This is a genomic window from Shewanella sp. Scap07 (genome assembly GCF_013394145.1).
Lineage (GTDB): Bacteria > Pseudomonadota > Gammaproteobacteria > Enterobacterales > Shewanellaceae > Shewanella > Shewanella waksmanii.
This window is the reverse complement of sequence record NZ_CP041329.1, coordinates 3,667,501-3,682,317: the sequence shown is the minus strand read 5'-3', so window position 1 is coordinate 3,682,317 and position 14,817 is coordinate 3,667,501. Positions and strand designations below refer to the sequence as shown.

12 protein-coding genes and 1 tRNA gene are annotated in these 14,817 nt (G+C 44.9%); 5 read left to right on the top strand and 8 right to left on the bottom strand.

The features are described 5' to 3' along the window. Nucleotides 1-45 precede the first annotated feature (45 nt). From FLM48_RS16160 to FLM48_RS16145, 4 genes are all read right to left on the bottom strand, one after another. Nucleotides 46-987: a DUF4097 family beta strand repeat-containing protein gene (locus FLM48_RS16160; protein WP_179025323.1), complete on the bottom strand. Its 942-nt coding sequence runs from the start codon at nt 985-987 to the stop codon at nt 46-48. A 1-nt stretch (nt 988) separates the two neighbouring features. After that, on the bottom strand, nt 989-1,486 hold the full coding sequence (locus tag FLM48_RS16155; RefSeq protein ID WP_179025322.1) for a hypothetical protein: 498 nt from the start codon (nt 1,484-1,486) through the stop codon (nt 989-991). Beyond that, nucleotides 1,486-2,022: an RNA polymerase sigma factor gene (locus FLM48_RS16150; RefSeq protein ID WP_179025321.1), complete on the bottom strand. Its 537-nt coding sequence runs from the start codon at nt 2,020-2,022 to the stop codon at nt 1,486-1,488. The genes FLM48_RS16155 and FLM48_RS16150 overlap by 1 nt, the downstream gene beginning before the upstream one ends. 155 nt (nt 2,023-2,177) lie before the next feature. Beyond that, nucleotides 2,178-3,125, bottom strand: a complete 948-nt coding sequence (locus FLM48_RS16145; protein WP_179025320.1) for an ornithine cyclodeaminase family protein — start codon at nt 3,123-3,125, stop codon at nt 2,178-2,180. Nucleotides 3,126-3,403: 278 nt separating this feature from the next. Here FLM48_RS16145 and FLM48_RS16140 point away from each other — a divergent pair, with 278 nt between their 5' ends. After that, on the top strand, nt 3,404-5,266 hold the full coding sequence (locus FLM48_RS16140; RefSeq protein WP_179025319.1) for a methyl-accepting chemotaxis protein: 1,863 nt from the start codon (nt 3,404-3,406) through the stop codon (nt 5,264-5,266). Between the two features lie 356 nt (nt 5,267-5,622). Here FLM48_RS16140 and FLM48_RS16135 read toward each other — a convergent pair whose 3' ends face one another. From FLM48_RS16135 to FLM48_RS16125, 3 genes are all read right to left on the bottom strand, one after another. Next, the gene (locus FLM48_RS16135) at nt 5,623-7,248 is read right to left on the bottom strand and encodes a methyl-accepting chemotaxis protein (protein ID WP_179025318.1); all 1,626 of its coding nucleotides are present in this window, start codon (nt 7,246-7,248) and stop codon (nt 5,623-5,625) included. A 210-nt stretch (nt 7,249-7,458) separates the two neighbouring features. Next, a tRNA-Phe gene (locus tag FLM48_RS16130) sits at nt 7,459-7,534 on the bottom strand. 205 nt (nt 7,535-7,739) lie between these two features. After that, on the bottom strand, nt 7,740-8,501 hold the full coding sequence (locus FLM48_RS16125) for an outer membrane protein assembly factor BamD (protein WP_028774785.1): 762 nt from the start codon (nt 8,499-8,501) through the stop codon (nt 7,740-7,742). Nucleotides 8,502-8,623: 122 nt separating this feature from the next. Here FLM48_RS16125 and rluD point away from each other — a divergent pair, with 122 nt between their 5' ends. The 4 genes from rluD to FLM48_RS16105 all read left to right on the top strand — a co-directional run bounded on the left by rluD (nt 8,624) and on the right by FLM48_RS16105 (nt 13,441). Further along, the gene (gene rluD, locus FLM48_RS16120; RefSeq protein WP_179025317.1) at nt 8,624-9,595 is read left to right on the top strand and encodes a 23S rRNA pseudouridine(1911/1915/1917) synthase RluD; all 972 of its coding nucleotides are present in this window, start codon (nt 8,624-8,626) and stop codon (nt 9,593-9,595) included. Then, nucleotides 9,595-10,311: a peptidoglycan editing factor PgeF gene (gene pgeF, locus FLM48_RS16115; RefSeq protein ID WP_179025316.1), complete on the top strand. Its 717-nt coding sequence runs from the start codon at nt 9,595-9,597 to the stop codon at nt 10,309-10,311. The genes rluD and pgeF overlap by 1 nt, the downstream gene beginning before the upstream one ends. A 124-nt stretch (nt 10,312-10,435) precedes the next feature. After that, entirely contained in the window at nt 10,436-13,009 is a 2,574-nt protein-coding gene (gene clpB / locus FLM48_RS16110) for an ATP-dependent chaperone ClpB (protein ID WP_179025315.1), read from the top strand. Nucleotides 13,010-13,126: 117 nt separating this feature from the next. Next, nucleotides 13,127-13,441, top strand: a complete 315-nt coding sequence (locus FLM48_RS16105) for a hypothetical protein (protein WP_037471658.1) — start codon at nt 13,127-13,129, stop codon at nt 13,439-13,441. A gap of 149 nt (nt 13,442-13,590) precedes the next feature. On the opposite strand, the gene FLM48_RS16100 is transcribed toward FLM48_RS16105, so the two are convergent. Beyond that, nucleotides 13,591-14,028, bottom strand: coding sequence for a DUF4124 domain-containing protein (locus FLM48_RS16100; RefSeq protein ID WP_179025314.1), 438 nt, complete (start codon nt 14,026-14,028; stop codon nt 13,591-13,593). Nucleotides 14,029-14,817 lie beyond the last annotated feature (789 nt).

The following is a 14,817-nucleotide window of genomic DNA, read 5'->3' as shown; positions in this document are numbered from 1 at the left end:
GGCTTTTTTGTGGTTGTTCATACAATGGTTGTCAGCAACAAAATGCTATTTTAGGTCAATATCACCACTAATGGTTGAGATGCGGATATCGGCTTGGCCGTTACCGAGTTGAAATTGTAGTGATTCACTTCGGGTGTACTTGGCTTTCATCGGCTTGTCATTACTGAGTTTGTTATTGATATCGCCACTTGGACCGCCATCGATCTGGAAACGTGCATTGGTATCACTGGGTAAGCTGAGGGTGATATCACCACTGACGCTGTCTAAGCTGGCTTTATCTTTCAGTTCAGTGGCTGCTACGTCAATGTCGCCACTGACAGTTTTAAGATCCATTGATTCAACTGAAGCCAGTTTAAGCTTACCACTGCCCGAAACGAGATCTGCTTGTACCATGCTGGCACTGCTGCGGGTAGTTAAGTCACCACTGACTAATGTGAAGCGGGCTTTGCCACTGCTATCGTTGTCCTTAATGTTGCCTGAAACTGTTTCTAGTTGCAGGTTGCCTGCTAATGATTGGCTGCTAATATCACCAGAGACAGTTTGTAAAATCACATCTTGCTGCAACGCGTTAGCGACGATATCACCGCTTACTGTGTCGATGGCGATTTTGCCATTGAGCTGCTTAACATCGTAGTCACTAGAGACGCCGTCGACATTGAGGGTAAGGTGGCTTGGCACCATAAAGGTGAGTTGTGAGCCTTTGTTATTACTGCCTTGATAGCGACGGGGCAGTTTATCTTCAAGACTGACAACATTACCATCTTGCTCGATGATAAAACCTTCACTAAGTTCATCAAGCGTCCCCTTGATACTGATTGATTGCTTATCCCATGAGGAAATTGAGACGGCGCCACGTTGTACGGTAATATTGAGCTTTAGGTCTGGTTTTACATCGATAGTTTTATCGATGCTCTCTACTGCGTAGCTTGGTGCCGTGAGCAGCACTAAAGGGAGCATTAAGCGGCCAATATGTAGTCCTAGTTTCATATCAAATCTCCATTTTTACGGTATTTTTGGGAAGTTGTTGCATCTGTTTAAGTAGTTCTATTTCGCGTTTTTGAGTCCACAGCCACATCTGCCACAACTGCTTATCGGTCGGATTTAGGGTTAAATTGTTATACAGCTCTTTCGCCGCAGCTCGCAGCTGTTCAATGCCATCATTGAATATCGGTTGATAGTGACTGTCTCTTAGGTCAACAAGGTGATGCCCCTCGGTTAATGAGGCCACCTGAGCCTGATGTTGCAGCTCGATCGCCTCTATAGTGGCGATAAGTTCTGCATTGGGCTCGGTGAGACCCAGTGGCCGAATTAAGTAACCAATAGCCAATCCAAGTACAAGTACTGCAGCGAGTGCAAATTGTGGCGATAATCTTTGCTGCTGTGGTGTTAAGCGGTGCTCTATATCACTCCACTGCGAATTTTCGGGCTCAATTTCTTTAGGTAGTGCATTAACCATTTGCTCAAGTTGCTTAGCTTTATCACTCATTAGATTAACTCCTGCAGCAGGGCTTTTGCTCTGTGATACTGGGCTTTACTCGTACCTACAGCAATATTTAACAGCTTGGCTATTTCATCATGCTGATAGCCTTCAATACTAAACAACACGAAAACAAAGCGAGTACGTTCGGGTAATCGTAGTAGTAGCTTGTCTAAGTTTTCATGCTGTATCTCTTTGCTCAACGGCTCGAATTGCTCCTCTATCGGAATAAATCGCGCCCAGAAACTACGGTGTTTCTTTAAGGTGCTGAGCGCCTGGTTGACCGTTAATCGATGCAGCCAAGTGCCAAACTGACTTTTACCATCAAATAGCGATAGTTTTTGCCAAGCTCTGACAAATGCATCTTGCAGCGCTTCTTCAGCCAGTTGTGAGTCACCACACAAGCGCAAACAAAGCGCGTACATATGGCGGTGGTGTAGCTCATAAAGCTGTTTAAAGGCGTGCTTATCGCCCTCTTTTGCACTGGCTACAATCTGTGACTCATTCGGTGTTGATAATGCCGTTATCGGCAAACTGGCTGTCAAAGTCATATCCTTATGTTGTCGTTCATATTGATTAGACATACCGAAGATAGGAAAAGGTTTACAACAATGTAAATTAAATTATGGGTTAGGCAAAGAGCAGGGAAGTTGGGCTGTTGCCAGATGCGGTGAGTGACACAGCAACTGGCAACGATAAGTTAATTGATTTGTGCGTAGACGAGTTGAGCGCCAACCAGATCAGCAAGCGCAGTACCAACGGTTTTAAACAGCGTTATTTCAGTGTCGTTTGAACGGCCCGTGACGCTATTTGAGCATAGTTGCGCGAGTTCACCTTTGACATCCTCTAGTTGGAATGTTCCCTCCTCTACAGGGATAAGAAGCTCACCTGCTTCAGCGAATACATTGATTTTTGAATCCACGTAGACGTTGGCTTGATTGATCAAATGGCTATCACACTCGCGTCTGTCATGGTTATGGTTGCCGACAAAGTCGGTATGGGTGCCAGCTTGAACCCAGTCGCCAGGAAACAAAGGGGTGGCTGATCCTGTCGCACAACTGATTATATCTGCTTGTTTGACGCTGGTTTCTAGGTCTCGACATACTTCTATTTGGATGTCTGGTCGTTGCTGCTGTATTTTCTGAACGGTGATTTGCGCTTTTTGGGAATCTCTTCCCCATACACTAATCTTGTTAATTGGGCGGACAGTCGCATGGGCTAATGCCATAAAAGAGGCGAGTTTTCCGGTGCCGCACAAAAGTAAATTATTTGCATTTTTACGGGCCAGATAATCACTTCCCAGTGCTGAAATCGCTGCGGTGCGCCAGTAGGTGACACTGGTACCGTCAACGAGTGCTTGAGGTACACCTGTTTGGCGGTCAAAAATCATAATTTTTGAATATAGGCTCGCTAATTCCGCTGACTTTTTCGGGTTATCCGGAAAATATGTGAACGCTTTTACTGCAATGGTTTTTTCGTTCCATGAAGGCAGTACAGCAAATGCATCATGGTTGCCCGGGTCTTCATCGAGGGCAAACACTTGTCGTTGCGGCATACCAGCAGGTTTAGAAAATGTTTCTCTGAGTGCTTCAATTAATGCTTTAAAGTCCATGGAATCGTGAACTTGAGCAGATTCAATTATCTTCATAGTTGCTCCTTTTGGTATATTGTATTCACTTGTTGGGGTGGGAGTAAATAGCCGCAACATTTTTGTTCAAAAAATACAATTGGTTTCGTTTTAACCACAAGAGAGTGTAATTATCAAAATAATAAGCATAAACAGCTAAATATCCTTCCCATAGGGTCGATATAGGTCTATATATCTATAAGCGAATGTGACGGTTTTGTGACGTGTCATGATTTTTTTCGCTTTCTATCGGTTTACTACTATTTTTAAAAGAAGTTTTGGCTTTTAAGGATTTACCTATGCTCATACGCCATAAGTTACTGTTAAGTGCTGTTGTGTCGATTTTGTCACTCATCGCTATGTTTGTTCTACAGCGTTACTCCAACACCACTTTATCTGAGTTGTCTTTTGCCGCGCAGAAGGTTGTAGAGTTAGAAAGAGAAATTTTAGGACTGCGCAAAGATGAGAAAGATTTCTTTGTCCGCTTAGATATGAAGTATGCTGAGCGTCACCGTCAGGATTCAGCCAAAATTGAGTCCATAGCATCAGAGCTCAATGATGTGCTCATAGCCTACAATATTCCAGTAACCGACTTGGTAAACTTTCGTCAGGGTTTGGGGCAATATAAAAACTCGTTTGAAACCGTTGTTGTCATGCAACAAGATATCGGCCTGACTCCGACTACAGGCTTGTATGGCACACTGCGCAAAGCTGTTCATAATGTAGAAACTCTCGTTAAGCAGTACAACCGCCCCGAGCTGATGGTGACCATGCTGCAGCTTCGCCGTAATGAAAAAGACTTTATGCTACGTAAGGATATGAAATACCTATCGCGGTTTGAAGGCAATGTAGAGACTTTTCTAACACAGTTAAATCAATCCGGGCTATCGAGCGGTGTGACCCAAGAGGTCGCGAGTCTGATGAAAGCTTACCAGCGAGATTTCACCTCACTAGTCAATAAGCAGCAAGAGCTGGGCTTAGATGAATCATCCGGACAAATGAAGGTGCTACGCGAAGCGATATTTAAAGCAGAAGATGATGCTAAACGATTAGAAGAAGTTGCGTTGGTTATGATTGCCGATGCAGAAAGCTCAGCGACCATGTGGAGTTTGATAATCTTTTTCTTGATTGCAGCAATTGTTATCGGTATCACCGTGGTGATTCTACGCAGTATCATGGAGCCAGTGCAGCGGCTAACCGATACCATCACTCGGATTGAAGAAAGCAAAGATCTGACACTACGTTGTGATTACGACGCTAAAGATGAGCTTGGCATGATTTCAACGCACTTTAATAGCATGGTAAGTAGTTTCCAAGAATTGATTGAAGAGGTATTAGCATCGGTTGAGACAGTCACTAACTCATGTCAGGAGCTATCGCACAATGCTATGCAAGCTTCTGAAGGGGTGGGGCGTCAGTTAAACGAAACTGATATGGTGGCCACAGCAATTACAGAAATGGGTGCCACGATTGATGAGATTGCTAAAAATACAGAGCTTGCGGCTGACAGAGCCAGTAATACCCATGACAATGCACAAAAGGGTCAAGAAGGTGTTGAGCAAACCATAGAAAAAATACAGGCGCTTGCAGAAAGGCTAGATGGTTCGGCACAAGTGGTAAGCGATTTAGAAAAAGACAGCGAGACCATCGGTAGTGTGTTAGATGTGATTCGAGGGATTGCAGAGCAAACCAACTTACTGGCGTTAAATGCGGCAATTGAAGCTGCGCGAGCCGGTGAACAAGGTCGTGGCTTTGCGGTCGTAGCGGATGAGGTTCGTAGCTTAGCGATGCGTACTCAAGAATCGACCGAGGAAATTGCCGGTATTATTCAAACATTGCAAAGCCGCACGCGTTCAATAGTGCAGTTGATGGAAGCGACGCAGAAGCAAGGTGGCGAGAGTGCTGAGCAAGCGGCAAGCGCGGGTACGCTGCTACAACAAATTAATACTGATGTGACTAACATTATGGACATGAGCACGCAGATCGCCGCGGCGATTGAAGAGCAAAGTATGGTGGCCTCAGAGGTGAACAAGAATGTGGTGATTATTCGTGATATTGCGCAAGAGTCGTCAGTAGCGGCAGATGCTAACGCCGCGTCATCTGATGAAGTACGCTCTCGGGCAGAGTCGCTACAAAATGCGGTAGCCATGTTTAAGATCTAATCTGGCCAGCGCAGACATTGTTTATTAAAAAGCCGATATATCAATATCGGCTTTTTGTTGCCTTAAGAGTGATAAAGGCGAGTAATACCAATCAGTATAAGAATTTGATCTACTCAGCGCGCTTTGGGCAAACTAATTCAAGGCGAATGATTGAAACAATGGTTGTTCCCTTGTGAAATTATTCAACGCAGAAGTAGGCAGCCTAAAACGCGCCAGAATGGCGAGTTTTGGCGATTCTGATGCTGTGTTAACGAGCTTAACCGTAGAATAACTATGCTCTTCACTCGTTGCCTTACCTCAGAACCGCTAAATTCTCGCTGAGTGACTAAATGTTTATACTGATTGGTATTATTTTTTTACAGTTTAAAGCTGCTAATTTGTGAGCGCATACGCTCAGCTAACTCAGTTAAAGATGACACGGAGTGGCTAATCTCTTCTGCTGAGCGGCTTGATTCGGTGGCGATATCGCTGATAGTGATAATACTGCGATTGATACTTTCAGCTACACTACTTTGCTCCTCTGCGGCTGTGGCAATATGGGTATTCATGGCGGTGATGTTGTCTACAGAGGTCACGATATCTTGCAGTGCTTGACCCGCGGTATTGGTTTGCTGGTTAGCATTGTCAACTTGGCCAATGCCGACTTCCATCGCTTCAACAGCCTGATTGACGCCTTTTTGCAGCGCTTCAATCATGGTTTCAATCTCTTGCGTGGCTTCTTGGGTGCGCTGTGCTAAGGTTCGCACCTCATCTGCCACCACTGCAAAACCTCGGCCTTGCTCACCGGCGCGCGCCGCTTCAATTGCTGCATTTAATGCCAGTAAGTTGGTTTGCTCAGCAATGCCTTTAATGACATCTAAAACACTACCAATGTTTTGGCTTTCTGCTGCCAGTTCAGTAATCACCTGTGCGGTACTTTGAATCTGGTCTGATAGCTCAACCATAGTCGTCATTGATCGCTGTACAATGGTATTGCCGTGTGATGCATGCTCATCAGCATCTTTTGCTGAATCCGCTGCTGCAGTGGTGCTTTGGGCGACTTCAGCAACCGTTGCGGCCATTTGGTTCATTGCGGTGGCCGTTTGCTCTGTTTCACTTTGCTGCATATGCATGCGCTCATTAGAGGCTTGGGTGAAACTACTGAGTTCATGCGCTGAGGTTGTGACTGTATTGGCGGCGTCTAAAATATCGCTAAGGATTTGTCGTAGGTGTTCAATGACACCATTAATATCTTCAGTAATATGGCCTAACTCATCATTATTGATGGGTTGCAGTGCGGTTGTGAGATCAGAGTGTTGCTTGATGTTACTGAGGTGAGTTTGTATTGCAGCAACCGGTCGCATTACGCTTCGATTGACCCATAAGCCTATTATGATTCCCGCAGCAGCCGCCAATAAGGTTAATGAGATAAATAGTATAATTGAGGTTTCGTAGATGCGGCTGACCTTATTTTTTTCTTGCTCTGCAATATCAAGTTGCAGTGTAATGAGATCAGATATTTTTCCACTGATAGGGTCGATAACTTGATAAAGTGGCATGATGTCTTGCGATAACTGGCCACTGATATTGCCATTAAGGTTAGCTAGCTTGCTGAGCATCTGATCAATACTATTATTAGCTGGGATGAACAACGCTTTGGCTTGGTCGGCAAGCCTTGCTTCTTCTTGTGTTAGCGTAGTTTGCATGTACTTGCCCCACACCGAGGTAATATTCTGTTTTGCCTCTTGCAATGCGCTGCTTGCCTCTTGCGCCGTAAAGCCGCCAGCATTGGCTTTATTAATCGCATCTATTACCGATACTGCATAATCATCGGCAATAATCTTTAGATCTTCTAAGGGCACGACGCGGTCGTCATATATGGTATTCACCCCTTGTTCTATTTGATTCATCATATTCAGTGCTAGGGCGCAGATTAACACCAAGAGGGTTAACGGCAGCAAAATACCAAATGCCATTTTGTGTTTCAGTTGTAGGTTATTCATGAACAATGGCTCCTAGGTCCTAGCTCTTTCGATTTTATTAGTCAGGCGTTAGTCGTACTAATAGGTATAGCAAAGCTAAGCAAGAATGCATGATGAAATGAATAATTGACTGAGAGTGAGTGTGACAATTTGGGGGGGAGGTTTTTTTTGAAAAAAAAACCTCGCAAGGCGAGGTTTTTAATTTAGATACCGCAGCACCTAATAAGAATATGGTGCCCGAACCCGGAATCGAACCAGGGACACGAGGATTTTCAATCCTCTGCTCTACCGACTGAGCTATTCGGGCGACGGGGTGCATTAAAAAGCTTTTGCGGTTTTGAGTCAACTGTTTTCTTAATTTTATTGGTTCAAATAGCTTGTTTGCACATCTTTTACACCGTTTGCTGATATTGTGTACTAACAGCATGGTGATACTGTCATTAGCGCTGTGGTGAGTGGCAATTTATATACCTGCTAAAGAAAAGGCCCCTTGAGAAGGGGCCTTTAAGCGTTTAGTTGCTAAGCATGCTGTTAGTTGGGAAATTCTCTTGCATCACCATGAGTGCATGCTCTTTAAGCTTATCCTGGCCTAACTCACCATAGGCTGATGCCATAATTTCAAGTGCTCGCTCATTTGATGGCGTACCAGGGAACCCTTCCATAACCGATTGAGCGCGAACTGCCGCCGCACTCCAAGCATTCATTTTCATGTAGTACTCAGCCACTGCAATGGAGTATTTAGCCAAACGGTTCTTCAAATATTGCATACGTTTTTGTGCATCAGCAGCATATTTACTGTTAGGATACTGCTTTATCAAGCGGTCAAAATCTTTAAACGCATCTTGAGCGACCTTTGGGTCTCTATCGGTACGGTCAATATTGAGCATGTCATGGAACAGGTAACTGTCCGATTGCATGTTAACAAGACCACGCATGTAGTAAACGTAGTCGATATCTTTATGGGTTGGGTTTAATCGAATAAAGCGGTCGATGTTGGCAATACCAGAGGCCGGATCATCTAATTTGTAGTAGGCATAAATCAAGTCGAGTTGGACTTGAGTCTTGTGTGGCCCAAAAGGATATCTTGAGTCTAAAGCTTCTAATGAACGGACGGCTTTAGAGTAATTTCCTAGCTCCATAGAGTTACGCGCTTGTGAATAGAGCACTTCTGGCGAAGATTTGCTAAATTCAATGTCATCTTCTGGGCTGCTACTACAGGCGGTTAAACCCAATGATAACAATGCGATGGAAGCAATTTTGGCAATTTTATGCATACTTGAATTCGATTCTTTTAAAGTTGTAGTTAAGAATTTTTCCATTTCACTATAAAATAGAAACAATCCGATTGTAACAGATAGCACATTTATTTGGACCCCAAAACGCGGGTACGGTTCCTATGACACAAGAGATTAATCTAAAAAGCGAGATAACAGCAACTCAAACTGGACAAAGATTGGATCAAACTTTGGCCGAATTGTTTCCTGATTATTCTCGCACACGTATCAAAGAGTGGATTCAGTCAGGTGCTGTATACATTGATGGCACAGTGGCGACTAAGCCGCGTGAAAAAGTGCTAGAAGGCCAAGAAGTCGCCATTGAAGCTCAGCTTGAAGAAGAGACTAAAGCTGAAGCGCAAGCCATCGATCTTGATATCGTCTACGAAGACGATCATATATTGGTGATTAACAAGCAAGCAGGGCTGGTGGTACACCCTGGTGCCGGTAACAGTGACGGCACCTTAATGAATGCTTTGTTGCATCATTGTCCTGGCATCGACTTAGTACCGCGTGCCGGTATCGTACATCGTCTCGATAAAGACACCACAGGTTTAATGGTGGTGGCTAAAACCGTTGAGGCACAAACTCATTTAGTGGCGGCATTGCAAGCCAGAGAGATTGTACGTGAGTATGAAGCCATTGCGACGGGAACCATGACGGCAGGCGGTACCGTTGATGCGCCAATTGATCGCCATGCGACAAAACGCACCCATATGACAGTGCATCATGCTGGTCGTCCATCGGTCACTCACTATCGAGTGGCAGAGAAGTTCCGTGCTCATACCCGATTACGTTTGCGGCTAGAAACGGGCCGTACTCACCAAATTCGTGTACACATGGAATATATTGGTCATGTCTTAGCAGGTGATCCGGTTTACTGTGGGCGTCCTCGTCCGCCTAAAGGCGCCACTCCAGAATTAATGGAAGTGCTAAATGGATTTAAACGTCAGGCATTACACGCTGTTCGTTTAGAGCTTGCTCATCCGTTTACTTGTGAAATCATGAGCTGGCAAGCACCTATCCCTGAGGATATGAAGCTGCTGACTCAAGCATTGCGTAAAGACACTCAAGAGCACCCGGCTGCTTACTAATGCTCCCCACTGACTGGGTCATTCCTAAAGGCGTTAAGCTAATGTTCACCACCCGAGCAGGTGGGGTTAGCCGCGCGCCTTTTGATAGCCTTAACTTAGGCGATCATGTTGGCGATAATGCACTAGACGTGCAGCAAAATCGTAATCTATTACGCCAACAGTTGGGATTAACCGCAGATATTGAATGGTTAGAGCAAGTGCACGGTACAGAAGTCGTCAACCTGGCTGAAGGTAAACACCGAGTAGCCGACGGTAGTTATAGTTGTTTACGACAACAGGTTTGCGCTGTAATGACTGCCGATTGCTTGCCAGTATTGCTTTGTGACCGCAGTGGCCAAGAGGTGGCTGCGGTCCATGCTGGCTGGCGCGGTTTATGTGCAGGAGTGATTGAGTCTGCACTGACAAAGTTTAACGCTAAAGCTAGCGATACTATTGCCTATTTAGGTCCTGCTATCGGTCCGCGAGCGTTTGAAGTGGGGGCTGAGGTGCGTCAGGCATTTATCGATAAGCACCCAGATACCGCAAATTTTTTTAACGCTAGTGGCGACAAGTACCTCGCTGATATTCAAGGTATTGCCCAATGGCGGCTGCACCATGCTGGGGTTAGGCAAGTGCATGTGTTAGCTCATTGCACCTATGAAAACCGTCGCGATTATTTCTCCTATCGCCGCGAATCCACCACAGGGCGAATGGCGTCGCTTATTTGGCTTGAGTGATTGCGACTTTTCGGCTACTTGCTGGTTTTATCACAGTATTTACTACTTGAAAAAAATACAGTCATCCCCATCTATATTAGTATCAAATTAGAGTGCTGTTTATTTGTAGATTAGGAGGCAGTATATGCGACTCGATCGTATGACCAACAAATTTCAAATCGCTATCTCCGATGCTCAATCATTAGCGTTGGGGCGCGATCATCAATTTATTGAACCGACCCATTTAATGATGGCGCTATTGAATCAAGATGGCGGCTCAATTCATCCACTATTAACTCAAGCTGGCATTCAAGTCAGTAGCCTACGCTCATTACTCAGCCAAGAGCTTGAGCGCTTGCCTAAAGTTGAAGGCACAGGCGGTGATGTGCAGTTAGCTCAGGGGTTGATTCGGTTGCTGAACCTGTGTGACAAGCTTGCGCAAAAACGAAAAGACAAGTTTATTTCAAGTGAGCTGTTTGTGCTGGCGGCACTTGAAGGCAATGATGTGCTAGCGCAAAGCTTGAAAAAGTCCGGTGCAACCAAAGAATTATTAGAGCAAACCATTCAAACAGTGCGTTCCGGCAAGAATATTGATGATCCCAATGCTGAAGATCAGCGCCAAGCATTGAAGAAGTTTACGATTGATCTCACTGAGCGGGCGGAACAGGGTAAATTAGATCCCGTGATCGGGCGCGATGATGAGATTCGTCGTACCGTTCAGGTGCTACAGCGTCGCAGTAAAAACAATCCAGTATTGATTGGTGAGCCCGGTGTAGGTAAAACGGCAATCGTAGAAGGGTTAGCCCAGCGAATTATTAATGGCGAAGTCCCTGAAGGCATCAAAAACAAGCGGGTTTTGTCATTGGATATGGGCGCGCTAGTTGCTGGGGCCAAATATCGCGGCGAGTTTGAAGAGCGCTTGAAAGCGGTGCTCAATGAGTTGTCCCAAGAAGAGGGACAAGTGATTCTGTTTATTGATGAGTTGCACACTATGGTTGGCGCCGGTAAAGGTGATGGCGCTATGGATGCAGGTAATATGCTTAAGCCCGCGTTAGCCAGAGGTGATCTGCATTGTGTTGGTGCCACGACATTAGATGAATATCGACAATACATTGAAAAAGATGCGGCTCTAGAACGTCGTTTTCAAAAGGTCTTGGTCGAAGAGCCCAATGTGGAAGATACCATCGCCATTTTGCGTGGCTTGAAAGAGCGCTATGAATTGCATCACCATGTGGAAATCACTGACCCGGCAATCGTCGCGGCAGCTAGCATGTCTCACCGTTATGTGTCTGATAGAAAACTGCCAGATAAAGCGATTGATTTGATTGATGAAGCGGCGTCGAGTATTCGTATTCAGATTGACTCTAAACCTGAGCCACTCGATAAACTGGAACGCCGTGCAATTCAGTTGAAGCTGGAAGAGCAAGCATTAAGCAAAGAAACGGATGAAGCCAGTTTAAGGCGTTTGAGTACATTACGTGCAGAGCTCAAGGATGTTGATGCAAGAGCGACTGAACTGAATGAAATATGGCATACCGAAAAAGCGGCCTTGGCGGGAACGCAGCATATTAAAGCTGATTTGGAACAAGCGCGCATGGATCTTGAGGTTGCGAGACGTGCAAGTGACTTAACTCGTATGTCTGAGCTGCAATACGGTCGTATTCCTGAACTTGAGAAACAACTTGATTTAGCCTCGCAAGCTGAAATGCAAGACATGACGTTGCTGCGCAATAAGGTCACCGATATCGAAATTGCCGAGGTGCTATCGAAAGCGACCGGCATTCCGGTGGCGAAAATGCTTGAAGGTGAAAAAGAGAAGTTGCTCAAAATGGAAGATGCATTGCATGAGCGCGTGATAGGTCAAAGCGAAGCCGTTGATGCCGTTGCTAACGCCATTCGTCGTAGCCGTGCAGGGCTTGCCGATCCAAACAGACCTATTGGTTCGTTTCTATTTTTAGGCCCAACAGGGGTGGGTAAGACTGAGCTATGTAAGTCGCTGGCGAAATTCTTGTTTGATACCGAATCAGCTATGGTACGCATTGATATGTCGGAGTTTATGGAAAAGCACTCCGTATCTCGATTAGTTGGTGCTCCTCCAGGTTATGTTGGTTATGAAGAAGGTGGTTACCTAACTGAAGCGGTGAGACGCAAACCCTATTCAGTCATTTTACTTGATGAAGTTGAAAAGGCACACCCTGATGTATTCAACATCTTGTTGCAGGTGCTTGATGATGGCCGCTTAACCGATGGTCAAGGTCGCACTGTCGACTTTAGAAATTCGGTGGTGATTATGACGTCTAATTTAGGCTCTGATGTGATTCAGGAGCAATTTGGCAGCTTAAGCTATCCGGAGATGAAGTCTCAGGTGATGAATGTGGTGACACAAAGTTTTAGACCTGAGTTTCTGAACCGAGTAGATGAAAGCGTGGTCTTCCACCCATTAGAGGCTGAACACATTGCCCACATCGCCGAAATTCAGTTAAGCAACTTAAAAGCACGGCTGGCGGAGAAAGATTATCAACTTGAGGTAACGCAAGAAGCATTAGCGCAGATCGCTAAAGTTGGTTTTGATCCCGTATACGGTGCGCGGCCACTGAAACGGGCGTTGCAGCAAGAAGTAGAAAACCCACTTGCGCAAAAGTTATTGAGCGGCCAGTTTGTTCCTGGCAAGACAATTAAAGTGTCATGCCATGGCGGCGAGTTGGCATTTGAGCAGTAGTGATTAATAGATACCTAATGAGTTAACCGATAAACATTGCTCCACAAGGCAACATAGGCTAGCTTGATAGGTATCTATACTGTTTGTAATGCAGACTGATTAAATAAGGATATCAATATGCTGAAAGTTAAAGTTGCTTTACTAGCGCTATGTGGGTTAACAGTCGTAGGCTGTAGTTCCTCGCCAACACCACAATCATCAGGTGTGATAGAAGTCGGCAATACTGATTATACTAGCTTATATCATTATGGTTATAACATCGGCTGCCGAAGTGCTGTAGCTAAGAGTAGTGGGGAAGCTACAGGCGATCTGGAAGCGATGAAAGATGAAGTACTAGATGGGTTAGATCAGTTTGATAGCGGCTGGGATGCCGGCGTGCAATCATGTAGCGATGGTCAGTCTCGCTCGATGTATACTGTTAAAGCAAAATAAACCCAATTAAGCGGGTTTATAACTGATAAAACTGATGGCCTGCCATCAGTTTTTTTATTGGGTATAGATCAAAGCTCTAGTAAATGATTGGCGATAAGTTACTTGGCTTTAGCGTGCCAGCTACTTATAAACATAAAGTTATTGCGAGCTTATTGACAGAATAGCTCGACTCGGCGCTGCTGATTGTCAATCTCTGCTTGCTTTTGCTCATCTGTCATCATCTCTATTTCACCCGTTTCAGGGTTTTCTTTTCGCAGCCTAGCGCTGGTTTGTAAAACATTAAGTTGATGTTTAGCATTGTCACAAATCACTTTCGCTTGCGCCTTATCTTGAGCGTTGATTTTCTCAGCCGCTGCCGCCATTTCATCTGGGACTTCTTCTTCGGCTCGTGCTTTAGGGGCTATAAAGCCGATTGGCTGCTGTTCAATATCTTCGCTATAAAGCTTTTCAGCTTCGGTTTGTTCTGGTTGTTCTTGGCTGTAATGAGTTACACCATTCTTATCTACCCACTTATATATGGTTGTGGCCTGCAATGATGTGCTGAGCATTATGGTCAAAATAAATAGTATATTAAGTCGGTATCTCATAATGGCGCCGTCCTAGACAAAACATTAGTGTAAATATGATTAGAGCTGCGGTTACCTCAACCACTTGCAGGCAAGCACCGCTCTTTACTTAATATACTTGGCTTTGTGCTGTTTGCAAAAACCTCACCGTGAAGCACCGTAATTGATGTTATGTCTTGTATATGAGCTTTGCTAAAAGATGCAGTTATATATTCTGCATTATCGTTGGCGATAAATTCGGCAAGGTAGCTAATCTTGTGCCACACTTATTGTCCGCGCGAAAAGTAGTGAGTGTGATAAAAAACGGCTTGTCAGCATTATAGATAACCGTCCAAGTTGGTTTGATGGCGTCTCCGGTAAGAGACCTAAAGCCCGCAATCATAGGCTTTGTGGGACTTCATTCTATAGATTTGATTGTTTTTTGTGCTGTTGGGTGCTTTTTTGAAAAAAGCGCTTGCGTAAAAAGTTCAGCTCCCTATAATGCGCTCCCACTGACACGGCAAACAGCGCTGCATAGCGATGTACAGACGAGTCAGGGCAGCAAGTGAGATGAGGTTTTTAGCTGTGACTTAACGCACTGGTGTGCAGTAAGCAACCACTTAAAAAACTTTTTAAAAAATCACTTGACGCCAACTAAGGAAAGCGTAGAATACGCAGCCCTAGCCCACAGCGGCGAACGTTCTTTAACAAGATGAAACAAGAAATCTGTGTGGACACTCACAGGTGTTGAGTTATTCGAAATTACCATTCTTTATTCGTAAAGAAGGTAATCAAAAATTTTACTCAATGTAAGAATGAGTGTTCATAGCA

What these genes read in the sequence shown, in the direction of transcription:
- FLM48_RS16160 (WP_179025323.1), bottom strand. Translation starts at nt 987, where the DNA reads ATGAAACTAGGACTACATATTGGCCGCTTAATGCTCCCTTTAGTGCTG.
- pgeF (WP_179025316.1), top strand. Translation starts at nt 9,595, where the DNA reads ATGCTCCCCACTGACTGGGTCATTCCTAAAGGCGTTAAGCTAATGTTC.
- rluD (WP_179025317.1), top strand. Translation starts at nt 8,624, where the DNA reads ATGACACAAGAGATTAATCTAAAAAGCGAGATAACAGCAACTCAAACT.
- clpB (WP_179025315.1), top strand. Translation starts at nt 10,436, where the DNA reads ATGCGACTCGATCGTATGACCAACAAATTTCAAATCGCTATCTCCGAT.
- FLM48_RS16105 (WP_037471658.1), top strand. Translation starts at nt 13,127, where the DNA reads ATGCTGAAAGTTAAAGTTGCTTTACTAGCGCTATGTGGGTTAACAGTC.
- FLM48_RS16125 (WP_028774785.1), bottom strand. Translation starts at nt 8,501, where the DNA reads ATGCATAAAATTGCCAAAATTGCTTCCATCGCATTGTTATCATTGGGT.
- FLM48_RS16135 (WP_179025318.1), bottom strand. Translation starts at nt 7,248, where the DNA reads ATGAATAACCTACAACTGAAACACAAAATGGCATTTGGTATTTTGCTG.
- FLM48_RS16145 (WP_179025320.1), bottom strand. Translation starts at nt 3,125, where the DNA reads ATGAAGATAATTGAATCTGCTCAAGTTCACGATTCCATGGACTTTAAA.
- FLM48_RS16140 (WP_179025319.1), top strand. Translation starts at nt 3,404, where the DNA reads ATGCTCATACGCCATAAGTTACTGTTAAGTGCTGTTGTGTCGATTTTG.
- FLM48_RS16155 (WP_179025322.1), bottom strand. Translation starts at nt 1,486, where the DNA reads ATGAGTGATAAAGCTAAGCAACTTGAGCAAATGGTTAATGCACTACCT.
- FLM48_RS16100 (WP_179025314.1), bottom strand. Translation starts at nt 14,028, where the DNA reads ATGAGATACCGACTTAATATACTATTTATTTTGACCATAATGCTCAGC.